The following is a 15,475-nucleotide window of genomic DNA, read 5'->3' as shown; positions in this document are numbered from 1 at the left end:
GCCCATGGCGCAAATCAGGATCCAGAACGTGCGCAAGGAGTTCGGCGCCTTCACCGCCGTGCGCTCCTCCTCCTTCACCATCGAGGACGGCGAATTCTTCATGCTGCTTGGCCCCTCCGGCTGCGGCAAGACGACGACGCTGCGCATGATGGCCGGCCTCGAATTGCCGACCTCGGGCGAAATCTTCATCGACGGAGAGGAAGTCGGCATGAAGCCGGCAAGCCAGCGCGACATCGCCTTCGTCTTCCAGATGTTCGCGCTCTATCCGCATATGAACGTGCGCAAGAACATTTCTTACCCGCTGGTCAGCCAGGGCATGAAACGCGAGGAGGTGAAGACGCGCGTCGCCGAGGTCGCCCGCATCCTCAAGATCGAGCATATCCTGGAAAAACCCGTCGGCGGTCTTTCCGGCGGCGACCGGCAGCGCGTGGCACTTGGCCGCGCCATCGTACGCCGGCCAAAGGCCTTCTTCATGGATGAGCCGCTCGGCGCGCTCGACGCCGAATTCCGCGAGCATATGGCAGAAGAACTGCGCGCGCTGCACGATCGCATGGGCGCCACCACCGTCTATGTCACGCACGACCAACTCGAAGCCATGCAGATGGGGGACAAGATCGTCGTGATGAACCATGGTGTCGTGGAGCAGTTCGGCCGGCCACAGCAGATCTACGACTGGCCGGCGACAAAGTTCGTCGCCCAGTTCATCGGCTCGCCCTCGATGAATTTCCTGGAGTTCGAAGGCATGATCGGCATCGGCGGCAAAAGCGTCGATCTCGGCGGTGTGAGGATGAACGTGCCCATCGCGCGGGAAGGCCGCGCCGGCCGCCTGACGCTCGGCGTGCGCCCGGAACATGTGAACTTCCGCGACGACGCGGCCTATCGCGGCCGGGTCAGCGCCGTCGAATATCTCGGCACGACACAGATCGTCACGCTAGCAACGGAGCACGGCGAACTGAAGGCGCGGATTTCCTCCGGACAAAAGGTGCGCGAGGAGGAGCTGATCGGCCTCAATTTCGATGCGCGAACCCTCTCGCTCTTCGATGCGGAAAGCGGCAAGGCCCTCGTGTCAGAGGGCAATGAAGGAGTGCTGGCTCATGGCTGAGATCGTGCTTGAAAACGTGACGAAACGCTTTGGCAGTACCGTCGCGCTCGACAATGTCTCACTGACGGTGCCGGACGGCTCCTTCGTCGTGCTGCTCGGTCCGACGGGCGCGGGCAAAACGACCACGCTGCGCATGGTCTCGGGTCTCGACGTGCCCGACAGCGGCGAGGTTTACATCGGCGGCCGGCCGATGAAGGGCCTGTCGCCGGCCGAGCGCAATGTCGCCATGGTGTTTCAGCAATATTCACTCTATCCGCACCTCACCGTTCGCCAGAATCTGGAGTTCCCCCTGAAATCTCCACTCCTGAAGACGCAGAAAGAGGCGATCGACCGGAAGGTGCGGGAGGTCGCGGACGTCCTGCAGATCGCTCACAAGTTGGACAACAAGGCGACCGCGCTTTCGGGCGGTGAGATGCAGCGCGTCTCGATTGGCCGGGCGCTGGTGCGCAATCCCCAAATCTTCCTGATGGACGAACCGCTGAGTTCACTCGACGCGAAGCTCAGGGCGGATCTGCGCATCGAACTGAAGCGCATCCAGGCGAAATCCGGCGCGACGCTGCTCTATGTCACCCACGACCAGATCGAGGCGATGACCATGGCGACCCATGTCGGCGTGCTGAACGAGGGCAGGCTGGTGCAATTCGGCTCGCCGCGCGAGGTCTACGAGCAGCCCGTCAGCGTCTATGCCGCGACCCGCCTCGGCCAGCCGCGCATCAACGTGCTGCCAGCCGATCTCTTTGCAGGCGCACCGGCGGGGGCGAAGAACATCGGCCTTCGTCCGGAGCATATATCGCAAGGCGAGGGGGAGGAGGCACTGGTCAAGCGTGTCGAGCATCTCGGCGACCAGACCCGCCTGCACCTCACCTTCAAACGGCACGACCTCATTACCGTCACCGACGCCCATACGCCGCTTCGGGGCGGCGAGACCATTCGGATACAACCGTCACGGCCGCTCTATTTCGATGCTGCCGGCATGCGACTGTAGCGCTCGACCGCTTGCAACGGACCAGCGCTAAAGCTTTCGTTTTTTCAGCATGATCCTGCCGATTCCCGTTTCACGTCGGTCGGACCAAGCACTAGCCTGAGGAGATTTTTCATGGCGCAATTCATCAATCGGCGCGAAGACGTCGTCACCGAAGCGATCGACGGGGTGCTTGCCCTTTCGGGCGGCGCGCTGACCCGCCTCGACGGCTACCCCCATATCCGGGTCGTTCTGCGCAGCGACTGGGACAAGTCCAAGGTGGCCATCGTCTCCGGCGGCGGCTCGGGTCACGAGCCGGCCCATGTCGGCTTCGTCGGCAAGGGCATGCTGACGGCCGCCGTTTGCGGCGACGTCTTCGCTTCTCCCAGCGTCGATGCCGTGCTTGCCGGAATCCTGGCGGTGACCGGCCCGGCAGGATGTCTCCTCGTCGTGAAAAACTACACCGGCGACCGCTTGAATTTCGGCCTTGCCGCCGAACGGGCGCGGGCCTTCGGCCTCAATGTCTCGATGGTGATCGTCGGCGACGACATCGCGCTACCAGACCTGCCGCAGGCGCGCGGCGTCGCCGGCACGCTCTTCGTGCACAAGATCGCCGGTGCGCTTGCCGAGAAGGGAGCCGACCTCGACGCGGTCACCTCCGCCGCAAGACACGCCATCGCCCGCACGCACTCCATCGGCATGTCGCTCGACACCTGCCGGGTGCCAGGCTCGCCGAAGGAGGACCGCATTCCCGAAGGCAAGGCCGAGCTCGGCCTCGGCATCCATGGCGAAGCCGGTGTCGAACAGATCGATTTCGCCGGTGCGCGCGCTTCCATTGCGACCATGGTCGAGCGTTTGGCCGTCGTGATGGGTGAAGGCCCTCATGTGGCGCTGATCAACAATCTCGGCGGCGCGTCGGTCGTGGAAATGTCCGTGCTTGCCCATGACCTCCTCGGCTCGTCCATCGGCGCAAAAATCACCCACGCCATCGGTCCCGCACCGCTGATGACCTCGCTCGACATGCAGGGCTTCTCGATCTCCGTTCTTCCCGCCGATGCGGCCGAACTGGCCCTTCTGAAAGACCCGGTCCCGATTGCCGCATGGCCAGGCGTTTCGGAAATCCGTCCGCTCGCCATCGCGGCCCTGCCCGATGGCCTTACCCCCATTACCCCGATGGCGTCCGGTCATGCCCCGACACGCGCCTTCGTCATAAATTGCTGTGACGTCCTCATCGCTGCCGAACAGGACCTCAATGCGCTGGACGCCAAGTCCGGCGATGGCGACACCGGTTCGACACTGGCGGGTGCCGCACGCGCGTTGATCAGCGCCATTGATCGCCTGCCGCTCTCCGACCACACCCAGCTCCTGCGCGCCATCGGCCTGGAACTCAGCCAGACCATGGGCGGCTCCTCCGGCGTGCTGCTCGCCATCTTCTTTGCGGCAGCCGGCGATGGCGCCTCAAGCGGCCTGCCGATGCGCGAGGCACTCCGCGCGGGTCTCGCTCGCATGCAGGAGATCGGCGGCGCACGCATCGGCGACCGTACGATGGTCGATGCGCTTGCGCCCGCGCTCGAAGCCCTCGGCCAGAATGTCGCCGCCGCTGCGGCGGCCGCCCGCGAAGGAGCGAATTTCACCGCGACCCTCACCCGCGCTAAAGCCGGTCGTGCGGCCTATATCAACGCCAGACAACTCCAAGGCCATGTCGACCCGGGTGCGGAGGCCGTGGCCCGGCTTTTCGAGCATCTCGCGCGCTGACCGCAGGCCTGTCCTGTACCATCTTCGCCGGCCGAGAGAATACCCGGCCGGCGCAAGTGCGGCGCCGTTCGCTCCCGGGAGGAGCGGGGACCGTCAGTCGTCCCCGACAAGACCGTCAAATACCTCAAGCATCGCGTCAACGATCGCCTGGCCCAGTGCATTGGCAGCACCGGCGATGGCCTCATCGCCATCGCCCCGCGCGGCGAGGGCAAGCGTGCCGCCCTGTTCGGCAACGATGGCCGCAGCGCGTTCGATCGCCCACTGGGCGAAATCGCTGCGGTTTGCGATGGTCGTGGTGTCCTGGATCGGCTCCATGTGTTTTTCCGGTCTTCATTGTTCGGGTTTGGACGGGGGAGAACGCGGACGGTCAGCGCAAAGACTTGAACACATTTCCGCGTACGCCGATTCGGGACCATACGGCAGAGGACGGTTGTCTGCACTCCGATAAACGGGACAGCCACGGCTGTAGTCGGTCAGGCTCGCAACCGCCTGGGATCATGGCTCGAGAATGGTACGCAATGTCGGATATTTCACACGTCTGGGACCTGATCCTGTCGGATGCGCCCCTTGTCGGGGAGCGCGCGCACCACGCGCATACCCTAACTGAAAAGCTCCGTATCGAGCGCCATTGAAGGAAGGACGGGACACAATGGAGCGCGCCGCTGAGAGGCCTCAGCGTTCTCCAAACCGTCTTTTTCTTTGGTGCCGGGCTGGTCAGATGCCGCCCATGCAAAGATATTTCATCTCCAGATAGTCCTCCAAGCCATGGCGAGACCCCTCGCGTCCCATGCCGGACTGCTTGACGCCGCCGAAGGGAGCGGCTTCGGAGGACATGCGGCCGGTATTGATGCCGACCATGCCGTATTCCAGCGCCTCGGCGACCCGCCAGACCCGGCTGAGATTGGAAGCGTAGAAATAGGCGGCAAGACCATAGATTGTGTCGTTGGCCTCCCGCACCACCTGATCGGCATCCGTGAAGCGGATGATGGGAGCGAGCGGCCCGAAGGTCTCCTCCTGCGCAATGCGCATATCACGCGATATGCCGGTGAGTACGGTCGGCGCGAAGAAGGTGCCGGTGCCTTCGATCCGTTCGCCGCCGCATTGGATGCTGCCGCCTCTCGCGACGGCATCGGCGACATGCGCCTCGATCTTCGCCCGTGCCCGCGCGTCGATCAGCGGGCCGATGGCCACGTCGGGGTCGAACCCGTCGCCGACGCAGAGCGTTTTCACGCGCTCCGTAAATTTAGCGGCGAACGCGTCATGCACGCCGGCCTGCACGTAAAGTCGGTTTGCGGAAACACAGGTCTGGCCCGCATTGCGGAACTTCGCCTGGATCGCGCCATCGACGGCGGCATCGACATCGGCGTCATCGAAAACGATGAAAGGGGCGTTGCCGCCAAGCTCCAGGCTGAGTTTCTTCACCTGGTCGGAACACTGGCGCATGAGCAGGCGGCCGACTTCCGTCGAGCCGGTGAAGCTGATCTTGCGCACTTTGGGATGCGTGCAGAGTTCGAGCCCGACAGCATCGCCCTCAGAGGCGTAGACGAGGTTCACCACACCGGCCGGGAATCCCGCTTTTTCCGCAAGCCCAAACATCGCGCCAGCCACCAGCGGCGTCTGCTCTGCGGGCTTCAGCACCACCGTGCAACCGGCCGCCAGTGCTGGCGAGATTTTCCGCGCGACCATCGAGGCCGGGAAATTCCAGGGCGTGATGGCGCCGACGACGCCAATGGGTTGCTTGATGACGATCATGCGCCGGTCGCGCGAGGGGGCGGGAATGGTCTCACCGTAGACCCGGTTGGCTTCCTCCGCGTACCACTGCAGATAGGCTGCGGCGTGGGAAACCTCGGATTTCGCCTCGGCGAGCGGCTTGCCCATCTCGGCGGTCAGGATGGTCGCGAGGTCGTCCGTGTGCCGCACGATCAGCTGGTGCCAGCGCCACAGCGTATCGGAGCGCTCGCGCGCCGTGCGGGCCGCCCATTCGATCTGTGCCTCCGCGGCGCGCTCGATGGCGGCGCGGGTTTCGGCAACGCCCATGTCCGGAATGTCGGCCAGATGTTCGCCGGTCGCAGGATTGAAAACCTCGAAGGTCGCGCCACCCGCGGCAAGGCCAAGCCATGCCGGATCGGCGATAGCCTCGAACAATTCCGGGTTCTGCAGGCGGCGAATGAGGTTTTGCGTCAGGGCCACGTGGCATCCTCCCAGTCAAGGCATCCTAGGCGAAGAGATATGAGAGCGGAGAGTGCTCCGCAATCGGGTATGGCATTGATTTTTCATTCGGTCGTCGCCCACGCGCCTCATCGGCCGTGTGGTGCAACGGAATCCCGCCAGATTTGTAACTCTCGAGCGGCCTTTGATGGCCTGTAGGGTACTTCAATCGAATGTCGGGAGCAGAACGATGACGACAACCGCAGGAAACCCGCCGAGGGAAGACACCCGCTGGCCCGCGCTGGCCGCCTCGCCGACCTTCGCGCTGATGGCCTTGGTTTCGGCGCTCGACGTCTCTCAGATGTCGATTTGCGGCACAGGCGCCAATCCCTCGCCGCTCGGCAGCATGACGGTGATGTACCTGCTGATGACGCTCTTCCACCTGGCTCCCTGGCTGAAGCTCGCCCGGCGCCACTGACTGAACAACAAGGAGAAAGACGATGCGACACGAGATTGTTTCGCGCGAGGAATGGCTCAGCGCGCGCAAGGCGTTGTTCGAGAAGGAGCGCGCTGCGACCCACGCTCTCGACGAACTGCGCGCGGAGCGCCGGAGGCTTCCCTGGGTCCGGATCGAAAAGGTTTACGCCTTTCAAGGCCCCGACGGGAAAATCACCCTCGGCGAACTCTTCGGCGAGCGCAACCAGCTAGCCGTCTATCATTTCATGATGCCACCGGATTCGGACCACATCTGCCCGGGCTGCTCCTACACCATGGACCACGCCGACGCAGCCCGACAGCATTTCGAACACGCCGATCTTTCCTTCGCCGCCGTGTCTCGCGCGCCGATTGGCCGTATAGAGGGCGTGAAGAAGCGGATGGGCTGGACATTTCCGTGGGTTTCGGCTGGTGACGGCGACTTCAGCTATGATTTCGACGTAGCCTTTACGCGAGAGGATCGCGAGGCGGGGCAGGCTCTCTACAATTATGGCCTGACGACGATCAAACGCAGTTCCGACATGTTCGGTCTGAGCGTGTTCGTGAAGGACGAGAGCGGCGCCGTCTTCCACAGCTACTCGACCTATCATCGCGGGACCGAGCTGCTGATGGGGGCATTCAACTGGCTCGACCTGACACCCAAGGGGCGCAACGAGGCCGGCGGCACCATGAGTTGGGTGCGGTTGCACGACGAGTACGGCGCATAAAGGCCGCCGGTGCGGTCGCTTGGCAGGTCTTGTTCGCGACGGCAGGGCACTCCGCTTCACCGTGGACGGCCCGCCGGTGTCGGGATAGAGGGCAGAGCGCCGCGTGCTTCGCGATCAGGCCGCCCCACCCACGATGGCATAGGCGGCGGCATCCTCGGTGCAAGCAATCACGATATGCCCGTAGGGGCCTCGCCATTCGCTGTGAATGCGGGTGTTCTGCTCCAGATCGAGATTTGCATCGATCTGTCCGCCTTCCTGCCGAAACGCGACGGGCACGCCGTTCACCGTCAGCCAGAGCAGCCGGCTCTGGCTCTCCGTCCTTATCGACAGGCGCTCACGTCCGTGACAGTCGGCGGTGATCGCCACGTCAAGTCGCAGATCGTCCGCGCCCGGAACGCTTGTTCCGGCTGAGACGGCAAGGTCCGGTAGTTCCGGGGTCCGAGGGGGTGTCTGGCGATAGGCGCCAGTCTTTTCGAAGGCGCAGGCATAGGCGAGAAGGGCCGTATCGTCCCAGGCCCGGCCGGCAAAGGTCAGTCCTGCCGGCATGCCGATATCGGCCAACATTCCCATCGGGACCGTCACCGTGGGAATGCCGAGATGACGGATCGCCAGGTTGCCATTGGCGACCCAGGTACCATTCCGCCAAGCAAGATCGGCAGAAACGGGGTTCACATCGGCATCGGCCGGGCCGATATCGGCGACGGCGGCAAAGATGACCGCATCAAGCCCCAGCTCGTCCATCCAGACTTCCAGATCGATACGGCGCGTCTCCTCAAGGCCGCGAAACCCTTCGGCAAGACCTGGAATATCCTCGAACGAGGTCACCCCATGGTCGCGCCGATGGGCGGGGTAGTCGGCGATGTGATCGTCGAAGCCGTGATAGCGGTCGGGCAGGCTGCCTTTCGGTGCGGGAAAGATACGACTGCCATCGACATCGGTGAGCCGCGACAGGCTGGGATCGGCATTGGCGGCCAAAAAGTCGTCCCACGACCAGGCGGAGAGGTCCACGATCTCACGGTGAAGATAGTCGGCGCTGACGAGACCGCGCGTTGCAATGGTCGGCGCGTCGGGCCGGTCTCCTTCGTAATTGCTGACGACAGGGAAATCCGTGACCACCACCTCGGCCCCTGCAGCCTCAAGCGCCGCCCGCGCCGCCGAGCACAGCGCCATCATCGATATGCGGGTTTCGATGCGCTGGCCCGTCGGCCCGCCAATTCCTACCCTGGCACCGCTTCCTGCTGCCGGATCGGCGTTGATATACATCGCCGGCAGGCCGAAGCGCTTGCCGGCAAGGCTCGCGGTCGCGGCAATATCCGCATAGGACGACGGCCGGATCTCGGAGGCCTTGGGGATGTTGACCCAGGTCTGGCGGCGCCAGAGGTCGCCGCGCGTCTCGGGATCGTCGGCAACGATAATATCGAGCAACTCCAGCATATCCGCCATCGACCGGCTATGCGGAACCACGACATCCATGGTCGGAACGAGCGGCCAGTTGCCCCGCACGGATATGACGCCACGGCTCGGCGTATAGGCGCAGAGACCGTTATTGGCGGCGGGCGCGCGGCCGCTCGACCAGGTTTCCTCGCCCAATCCGAAAGCGGCGAAGCTTGCGGCCGTCGCGGTGCCCGAGCCATTGGACGAGCCGGACCCGAAGGCGGCCGTCAGCCACTCGGGATTGTAGGGCGATTCCGCGCGGCCGTAGACGCCGCGCTGCATCCCGCCATTGGCCATCGGCGGCATGTTCGTCAACCCGACCAGCACCGCACCGGCGGCCCGAAGGCGGGAAATTGCAAAGGCGTCTTCCGTTGCAATGAGGTCTGCGAAGGCGGGCGAGCCGGATGCGACGCTCAGCCCTTTCACCTTGTAGCTGTCCTTGGCCGTATAGGGGATGCCGTCGAGCGGGCCGAGGCTTTCGCCACGCGCACGCCGCAGATCGGAGGCGCGCGCATCGGCGAACATGTCGGGATTGAGTACCGGCACCGCATTGAGCGCGATGCCGTGCCGATCGTAAAAGGCGATGCGGTTCAGATAGGCCGCCACCAGACCCACGCTCGTCGTCTGCCCTGTCTGGAGCGCTTCGCGCAACGTCCCAATCGAAGCTTCGACAACCTTCATCGATGTCCTCCCGCAAGCAACCAGCAGTCTCGCACCTCCGTTCTAGCCATCGACATTTCGACGGGCAATGTCCCATATGGGACAGGATCGACTCGGCGTGCAGGCACGGGACGGCGCGGCCGGCCGGCAAGGTTCATGTGTCGCCGCTGCGCCACAATGCGACCAGCGGGCCAGTCGATCCGTAAAGTGGATCAGTCTCTGGAACGGGCAGAGACGCGATGATCCTCAACTCGCCCTCTGTGGCACCGGCCGTCGCGATATCGGCATACTGACCGGGCGGGTAGCCGCCGATCACCAGAAAATCGTCGCTCGCCCCGTTGCGTTTGTGCCCCGTGCCTGCGGGCAAAACGAGGCAATCGCCGGCACGGACCTCGAGGGCTTCGCCGTCCGGCCCACCGATCAGCAACTCGGCGCGCCCTTCGGCTATGCCGAGCACTTCATGCGCTCCGACGTGATAATGCTGGTAGGAAAACACGCCGTTGCGCCAAAGACCCAGCCAACCCGCAGCACGAAACAGCTGCTCGAAAGCATGGGCACGGTCGTCCACATCCGCGGCAAGAACAGCCCGATAGACGAGCACGGGCAGAAACGGGTGGTTCGGCACCCATTCGCTGGCGGAGAAGAAAAGCGTCGCCGGTTGTTTCATCGCCGTCTCATCCTTTCGGCATCAGCTTCTGTGACGACCACGGACATACTCCGGATTGCCGAGAACCCAACCCTCCCATATGCCGAATGTTCCGGAAAGCGAGCCCCCGTCGCCGAGTTGGACATGCAGAGACACGTTTTCCTTGGGGCAGCAGTTCAGAGGGCCGAGTGCTTCGCCTGTTGAAGCCCGGTCCCATGTCACGCCCTCACAGCACCGGAAATCGAAACAGCACCCGGCTGCCATATGATCCGGCATGACGGTGCCTGGGGGAGTTATCTTGCGGAGATGGGAAGGCTTACGAAATCGTCGCAGACCGGCCGATATCATTGGGGTCACAGTTCGCGCCAAGCGAAACGCCCCTCGCTCGACATGAAACCGTTGATAACCGATCATAGTGATTGACGCAATTTTTACCTTGTCTACTATATCTAGTGTTCGAGGTTCCTTCGATTCGCAGAATTGAAGGCTAAGACGGGAATCCGGGGCGGCCATGATGGCCGCGTCAATCCGGAGCTGCCCCCGCAACTGTAAGCGGCGAGCATTCGTTCGACAAAGCCACTGAGGCGCAAATGCCTTGGGAAGGCGAGCGAGTGCCGCGACCCGCAAGCCAGGAGACCTGCCTCGAGCATGAACGTCCACGGGCGGGGTGTCCGACAGGCGAGCGATGGGTTGCGGAATGATGCCGCCCCGCCGTCTCCCCAGGTGCCCCGTATGAATAGCTTCGGGGTGAAGTCATGTCGAATGTGTTTCCAGTGCATCCGCGCGAGTAAGCGGCGCCCCGCGTCCGGCCGGCCCTGAAGGCCGCCGTCCAGTCATTTTCAATTCATCGAACGGTCATCGGCGGATGACCGAATAACTTCCCATGTCCAATCGCCAGATCACGAGGAAACCATGTCCATCACCGTCTATTCCAAGCCCTCCTGCGTCCAGTGCACCGCGACCACCCGCGCGCTCGACCGCCAGGGCATCGACTACAGCGTCGTCGATGTTTCCGAGGATGCGGAGGCTTTCGCGCTCGTCCAGGGTCTCGGCTACCGCCAGGTTCCCGTCGTCATCGCCGGCGAGCAGCATTGGGCTGGTTTTCGCCCGGACATGATCAGCGCACTCGCCTGAAGCGACGGCAATGGGTGAACTCGTCTACTTTTCCACCCGGTCGGAAAACACCCATCGCTTCGTGCAAAAGCTCGACCTTCCAGCCGCCCGCATCCCGCTTCGCGCCGACGAGGCGCTGAAGGCAGCCACGCCTTTCGTCCTCGTCGTGCCGACCTATTGCGGCGAGGACGGGCAGGGCGGTGTGAAGGGCGCCGTTCCCAAGCAGGTGATCCGCTTCCTCAACGATGCGGAAAACCGCGCCAACCTTCGCGGCGTGATCGCTGCGGGCAACAGCAATTTCGGTGCGACCTTCGGGATCGCCGGCGACGTCATATCCGCCAAGTGCGGTGTGCCCTATCTCTACCGCTTCGAGCTTTTGGGCACCGCGGAGGATGTCGCCAATGTCAAAGATGGATTGGAACGATTTTGGACACGATGACCATTGAAAAACCGGCCAAGACGCCGGAAATCACCGCGCTGGATTATCATGCGCTCAACGCCATGCTGAACCTTTATGACGAGCACGGAAAAATCCAGCTCGACAAGGACCGGCAGGCGGCGAAGCAATATTTCCTCCAGCACGTCAACCAGAACACCGTCTTCTTCCATAACCTCCGGGAGAAGCTCGATTATCTGGTGACGGAGGGCTACTACGAGCAGGAGGTGCTGGATCAGTATTCCTTCAATTTCGTGCGCGATCTCTTCGATCACGCCTATGACAAGAAGTTCCGTTTCCCGACCTTCCTCGGCGCCTTCAAATATTACACGTCCTACACGCTGAAGACTTTTGACGGGAAACGCTACCTGGAGCGTTACGAGGATCGCGTCTGCATGGTGGCGCTGGCGCTGGCACGCGGCAGCGAGCAGCTTGCCCGCGATCTCGTCGATGAGATCATTTCCGGCCGCTTCCAGCCGGCAACGCCGACCTTCCTCAATGCCGGCAAGAAGCAGCGCGGCGAACTCGTCTCCTGCTTCCTGCTGCGCGTCGAGGACAACATGGAGAGCATCGGCCGCTCGATCAACTCAGCCCTCCAGCTTTCCAAGCGTGGCGGCGGGGTGGCGCTGTCGCTCACCAACCTTCGTGAGATGGGGGCGCCGATCAAGCAGATCGAGAACCAGTCGTCCGGCGTCATTCCAGTGATGAAGCTGTTGGAGGACAGTTTCTCCTATGCCAACCAGCTCGGCGCGCGCCAAGGGGCAGGGGCCGTCTATCTCCATGCCCACCACCCCGACATCATGCGCTTCCTGGACACCAAGCGCGAGAATGCCGACGAGAAGATCCGCATCAAGACGCTGTCGCTCGGCGTCGTCATTCCCGACATCACCTTCGAGCTCGCCCGCAACAACGAGGACATGTATCTGTTCTCGCCGCATGATGTGGAACGCGTATACGGCGTGCCGTTCACCGAGATTTCGGTGACGGAAAAGTACCGCGAGATGGTCGAGGATGGCCGCATCAAGAAGAAGAAGATCAAGGCGCGCGACTTCTTCCAGATCATCGCCGAGATCCAGTTCGAGAGCGGCTACCCCTACATTATGTTCGAGGACACGGTGAACCGTGCGAACCCCATTGCCGGCCGCATCTCCATGAGCAATCTCTGCTCGGAAATCCTGCAGGTCAGCGAGGCGAGCGAATTCAACGACGACTTGTCCTACGCGAAGATGGGCAAGGATATCTCCTGCAATCTCGGCTCGCTCAACATTGCCGCCGCGATGGACTCACCCGATTTCGGCCAAACGATCGAGACCTCGATCCGCGCGCTGACAGCCGTTTCCGAGATGAGCCATATTTCCTCTGTTCCCTCCGTCGAGAAGGGCAATGACGACAGCCACGCCATCGGCCTCGGCCAGATGAACCTGCACGGCTATCTCGCCCGTGAGCGTATTTTCTACGGTTCGGACGAAGGCATCGATTTCACCAATATCTATTTCTACACGGTGACCTACCACGCCGTGCGTGCCTCCAATCGTCTGGCGGTCGAGAAGGGCGTGAGCTTCAAGGGTTTCGAGAATTCGAAATACGCCTCGGGCGAATATTTCGACAAATATACCGAAGCCGAATGGCTGCCGGAGACGGAGAAGGTGCGGGGCATTTTCGAAGAGGCGGGCATTCACATCCCGACGCAGCAGGATTGGCTGGAGCTGAAGAACGCTGTGATCGAAGGCGGTCTCTACAACCAGAACCTCCAGGCCGTGCCGCCGACGGGTTCGATCTCCTACATCAACCACTCGACCTCCTCGATCCACCCGATCGTCTCGAAGATCGAGATCCGAAAAGAAGGCAAGATTGGCCGCGTCTACTACCCGGCCGCCTTCATGACTAACGACAATCTCGACTACTACCAAGACGCCTACGAGATCGGCCCGGAGAAGATCATTGACACCTATGCGGCGGCCACCCAGCATGTCGACCAGGGCCTGTCGCTGACGCTGTTCTTCCGCGACACGGCGACGACCCGCAACATCAACCGGGCGCAGATCTACGCCTGGAAGAAGGGCATCAAGACCATCTACTACATCCGCCTTCGCCAGATGGCGCTGTCCGGCACGGAAGTGCAGGGCTGTGTTTCGTGCGCGCTGTGACATCGGGGAAGACCATGAACATCCAAGTGAAGACCAAGGCCCCGAAGGCCGCCGCCGCCATTCGCGCCATCAACTGGAACCGCATCGAGGACGACAAGGACCTTGAAGTCTGGAACCGGCTCACAGGCAATTTCTGGCTGCCGGAAAAGGTGCCGCTCTCCAACGACATTCCATCCTGGGCGACGCTGAAGCCGGAGGAGCAGAAGCTCACGATCCGCGTCTTCACCGGTCTTACCCTGCTCGATACGATCCAGAACGGCGTCGGCTCTATCAGGCTGATGGAAGATTCCGCCACGCCGCACGAGGAGGCCGTACTCTCCAACATCTCCTTCATGGAAGCGGTGCATGCGCGCTCGTACTCCTCGATCTTCTCGACGCTCTGCCTGACGCCCGACGTGGACGACGCCTATCGCTGGTCGGAGGAGAACGAATTCCTGCAACGGAAATCAGCGCTGATCATGGAGCAATATGCCTCCGGCGATCCGCTGAAGAAGAAGGTCGCGTCCGTCTTCCTCGAAAGCTTCCTGTTCTATTCCGGCTTCTATCTGCCGATGTACTGGTCGAGTCGCGCAAAACTCACCAACACGGCCGACATGATCCGCCTCATCATCCGCGACGAGGCCGTGCACGGCTATTACATCGGCTACAAGTTCCAGCGCGCTGTCGAGCGACTGGGCGCGGAGAAGCAGCAGGAGATCAAGGACTTCGCCTTCGATCTTTTGCTGGAGCTCTACGACAACGAGGCGAAATACACCGAGGAGCTCTATGACGGCGTCGGCCTCACCGAGGACGTCAAGAAGTTTCTGCACTACAACGCCAACAAGGCGCTGATGAACCTCGGTTACGAGGCGCTCTTCCCGCCCGAGGCCTGCAAGGTGAACCCCGCCATCCTCTCGGCGCTCTCGCCGAATGCCGACGAGAACCACGACTTCTTCTCTGGCTCCGGCTCGTCCTACGTCATCGGCAAGGCAGTCGCCACCGAGGATGAAGACTGGGATTTCTGACGGAAGGGTGTAGACAGGGCGCCGCCGACCATCGAGACCGCATGCGGGGCGGCGCTCTCCGTTCAAATCTTGACGGGGTGATCTCGGTCGGCCCCAAGCCACTTGTCGAACAACAGGTGAGACGCGTTCGCCGATGTGGAGGATTTCCAGCAAGGGCCTTCGTTTACATAGCGAAAACAGGCTTCATGTCGGACGATCCCAGCGAACAGGACGCCGACACCGCCGGAATCTTCTTACTGAAAGAGGCGGCCGTTCGGCGTAGGGGCGACCGGCACGGTTACACGTCTTGAACTCCACTCCCGCCCGGGTGCCTGGGCTGCCCGGCCACTGACACCGGCTTATGCCCCGTTTCAGAACCCGGTGGCAGAACGGCCCGTCAGATCCCGGATCCGTCAAGCTGCTGGGCGTCCTCACCCTGCCAGGGCGAAGGCGCTGAGGCGCGGCTGCGGTCGGCCGAGGGCATCGGCATCCAGCATTTCAACTCCGGTTCGGCATATTCGACAATGCGGCCGGGAGAGGAATCCGACGCGCGCCAGCCTTCTGCCCCGAACCGGTCACCGTTCGACCAGTAGGCCACGTCCACTTCCGCTGGGCCCTGTTCGGAAGAACGGACTGTGACAAGAACCCGGCTGCCGTCTCTCGGTGCGCTTGACATGTGGCGCCACCGGTCTGGTTCGTCCATTGCTTTTCCTCCTGCCTCGCTGTCGGTCGAAGTGTCGTCTGGCCATGGAAAACGGTCAACCCAAACTTTGCATGGGTCATCCGCATTCGACTGCCGGCTTGAGTCCGGACAGGAGGCCACCGCCAGGCGCGATCCTCGCCTCCCAAACGCATTGCGACAGAAAGCCAACCGATCGCCGCATAACT

The 15,475-nt window shown here is 62.6% G+C and carries 14 protein-coding genes and 1 riboswitch; of the genes, 9 read left to right on the top strand and 5 right to left on the bottom strand.

Features of this window, described 5'->3' with window-relative positions; genetic code table 11:
* The first annotated feature begins 4 nt into the window (after positions 1 to 4).
* From MUU55_RS15505 to MUU55_RS15495, 3 genes are all read left to right on the top strand, one after another.
* Positions 5 to 1,102: an ABC transporter ATP-binding protein gene (locus MUU55_RS15505; protein WP_244761660.1), complete on the top strand. Its 1,098-nt coding sequence runs from the start codon at positions 5 to 7 to the stop codon at positions 1,100 to 1,102.
* A complete protein-coding gene (locus MUU55_RS15500; RefSeq protein ID WP_244761659.1) occupies positions 1,095 to 2,087 on the top strand; it encodes an ABC transporter ATP-binding protein in 993 nt (330 codons plus the stop codon). The genes MUU55_RS15505 and MUU55_RS15500 overlap by 8 nt, the downstream gene beginning before the upstream one ends.
* A gap of 111 nt (positions 2,088 to 2,198) precedes the next feature.
* Positions 2,199 to 3,818, top strand: coding sequence for a dihydroxyacetone kinase subunit DhaK (locus MUU55_RS15495; RefSeq protein WP_244761658.1), 1,620 nt, complete (start codon positions 2,199 to 2,201; stop codon positions 3,816 to 3,818).
* Positions 3,819 to 3,911: 93 nt separating this feature from the next.
* Here the strand turns inward: MUU55_RS15495 and MUU55_RS15490 are convergent, their stop codons facing one another.
* Positions 3,912 to 4,133: a hypothetical protein gene (locus MUU55_RS15490; protein WP_244761657.1), complete on the bottom strand. Its 222-nt coding sequence runs from the start codon at positions 4,131 to 4,133 to the stop codon at positions 3,912 to 3,914.
* 399 nt (positions 4,134 to 4,532) lie between these two features.
* Positions 4,533 to 6,008 carry an NAD-dependent succinate-semialdehyde dehydrogenase gene (locus MUU55_RS15485; protein ID WP_303276465.1) on the bottom strand — a complete coding sequence of 492 codons (1,476 nt, stop codon included), beginning with the start codon at positions 6,006 to 6,008 and terminating at the stop codon, positions 4,533 to 4,535.
* A gap of 208 nt (positions 6,009 to 6,216) precedes the next feature.
* Between MUU55_RS15485 and MUU55_RS15480 the strand changes: the two genes are divergently transcribed.
* Together MUU55_RS15480 and MUU55_RS15475 are read left to right on the top strand one after the other, a co-directional pair.
* Positions 6,217 to 6,444 (top strand): hypothetical protein, encoded by a 228-nt coding sequence (locus tag MUU55_RS15480; protein WP_244761656.1) that lies wholly within the window; start codon positions 6,217 to 6,219, stop codon positions 6,442 to 6,444.
* A 22-nt stretch (positions 6,445 to 6,466) separates the two neighbouring features.
* Complete coding sequence (locus MUU55_RS15475; protein ID WP_244761655.1) at positions 6,467 to 7,168, top strand: DUF899 domain-containing protein; 702 nt, start codon at positions 6,467 to 6,469, stop codon at positions 7,166 to 7,168.
* Between the two features lie 114 nt (positions 7,169 to 7,282).
* Here the strand turns inward: MUU55_RS15475 and MUU55_RS15470 are convergent, their stop codons facing one another.
* Complete coding sequence (locus MUU55_RS15470; protein ID WP_244761654.1) at positions 7,283 to 9,283, bottom strand: amidase; 2,001 nt, start codon at positions 9,281 to 9,283, stop codon at positions 7,283 to 7,285.
* 133 nt (positions 9,284 to 9,416) lie between these two features.
* Positions 9,417 to 9,929: a cupin domain-containing protein gene (locus tag MUU55_RS15465; RefSeq protein ID WP_244761653.1), complete on the bottom strand. Its 513-nt coding sequence runs from the start codon at positions 9,927 to 9,929 to the stop codon at positions 9,417 to 9,419.
* Between the two features lie 421 nt (positions 9,930 to 10,350).
* Positions 10,351 to 10,567, top strand: a riboswitch (cobalamin riboswitch).
* Between the two features lie 253 nt (positions 10,568 to 10,820).
* On the opposite strand from MUU55_RS15465, the gene nrdH reads away from it, so the two are divergent.
* The 4 genes from nrdH to nrdF are packed head-to-tail and all read left to right on the top strand — an operon-like array spanning position 10,821 to position 14,608.
* Positions 10,821 to 11,042, top strand: coding sequence for a glutaredoxin-like protein NrdH (nrdH, locus tag MUU55_RS15460; RefSeq protein WP_244761652.1), 222 nt, complete (start codon positions 10,821 to 10,823; stop codon positions 11,040 to 11,042).
* Positions 11,043 to 11,052: 10 nt separating this feature from the next.
* Positions 11,053 to 11,460, top strand: a complete 408-nt coding sequence (nrdI, locus tag MUU55_RS15455) for a class Ib ribonucleoside-diphosphate reductase assembly flavoprotein NrdI (protein ID WP_244761651.1) — start codon at positions 11,053 to 11,055, stop codon at positions 11,458 to 11,460.
* Positions 11,457 to 13,604 carry a class 1b ribonucleoside-diphosphate reductase subunit alpha gene (gene nrdE / locus MUU55_RS15450; protein WP_244761650.1) on the top strand — a complete coding sequence of 716 codons (2,148 nt, stop codon included), beginning with the start codon at positions 11,457 to 11,459 and terminating at the stop codon, positions 13,602 to 13,604. The genes nrdI and nrdE overlap by 4 nt, the downstream gene beginning before the upstream one ends.
* Positions 13,605 to 13,618: 14 nt before the next feature.
* Positions 13,619 to 14,608 carry a class 1b ribonucleoside-diphosphate reductase subunit beta gene (gene nrdF, locus MUU55_RS15445; protein ID WP_244761649.1) on the top strand — a complete coding sequence of 330 codons (990 nt, stop codon included), beginning with the start codon at positions 13,619 to 13,621 and terminating at the stop codon, positions 14,606 to 14,608.
* Positions 14,609 to 14,984: 376 nt separating this feature from the next.
* Here the strand turns inward: nrdF and MUU55_RS15440 are convergent, their stop codons facing one another.
* On the bottom strand, positions 14,985 to 15,290 hold the full coding sequence (locus MUU55_RS15440) for a hypothetical protein (protein ID WP_244761648.1): 306 nt from the start codon (positions 15,288 to 15,290) through the stop codon (positions 14,985 to 14,987).
* Positions 15,291 to 15,475: the final 185 nt, after the last annotated feature.

This window comes from Shinella curvata, from assembly GCF_022899935.1.
GTDB lineage: Bacteria > Pseudomonadota > Alphaproteobacteria > Rhizobiales > Rhizobiaceae > Shinella > Shinella curvata.
This window is presented reverse-complemented; position numbering and strand designations above follow the sequence as displayed.

Excerpts from the sequence above, each read along its gene's own strand:
- MUU55_RS15505 (WP_244761660.1), top strand. The coding sequence starts at position 5 with ATGGCGCAAATCAGGATCCAGAACGTGCGCAAGGAGTTCGGCGCCTTC.
- MUU55_RS15500 (WP_244761659.1), top strand. The coding sequence starts at position 1,095 with ATGGCTGAGATCGTGCTTGAAAACGTGACGAAACGCTTTGGCAGTACC.
- MUU55_RS15495 (WP_244761658.1), top strand. The coding sequence starts at position 2,199 with ATGGCGCAATTCATCAATCGGCGCGAAGACGTCGTCACCGAAGCGATC.
- MUU55_RS15490 (WP_244761657.1), bottom strand. The coding sequence starts at position 4,133 with ATGGAGCCGATCCAGGACACCACGACCATCGCAAACCGCAGCGATTTC.
- MUU55_RS15480 (WP_244761656.1), top strand. The coding sequence starts at position 6,217 with ATGACGACAACCGCAGGAAACCCGCCGAGGGAAGACACCCGCTGGCCC.
- MUU55_RS15475 (WP_244761655.1), top strand. The coding sequence starts at position 6,467 with ATGCGACACGAGATTGTTTCGCGCGAGGAATGGCTCAGCGCGCGCAAG.
- MUU55_RS15470 (WP_244761654.1), bottom strand. The coding sequence starts at position 9,283 with ATGAAGGTTGTCGAAGCTTCGATTGGGACGTTGCGCGAAGCGCTCCAG.
- MUU55_RS15465 (WP_244761653.1), bottom strand. The coding sequence starts at position 9,929 with ATGAAACAACCGGCGACGCTTTTCTTCTCCGCCAGCGAATGGGTGCCG.
- nrdH (WP_244761652.1), top strand. The coding sequence starts at position 10,821 with ATGTCCATCACCGTCTATTCCAAGCCCTCCTGCGTCCAGTGCACCGCG.
- nrdI (WP_244761651.1), top strand. The coding sequence starts at position 11,053 with ATGGGTGAACTCGTCTACTTTTCCACCCGGTCGGAAAACACCCATCGC.
- nrdE (WP_244761650.1), top strand. The coding sequence starts at position 11,457 with ATGACCATTGAAAAACCGGCCAAGACGCCGGAAATCACCGCGCTGGAT.
- nrdF (WP_244761649.1), top strand. The coding sequence starts at position 13,619 with ATGAACATCCAAGTGAAGACCAAGGCCCCGAAGGCCGCCGCCGCCATT.
- MUU55_RS15440 (WP_244761648.1), bottom strand. The coding sequence starts at position 15,290 with ATGGACGAACCAGACCGGTGGCGCCACATGTCAAGCGCACCGAGAGAC.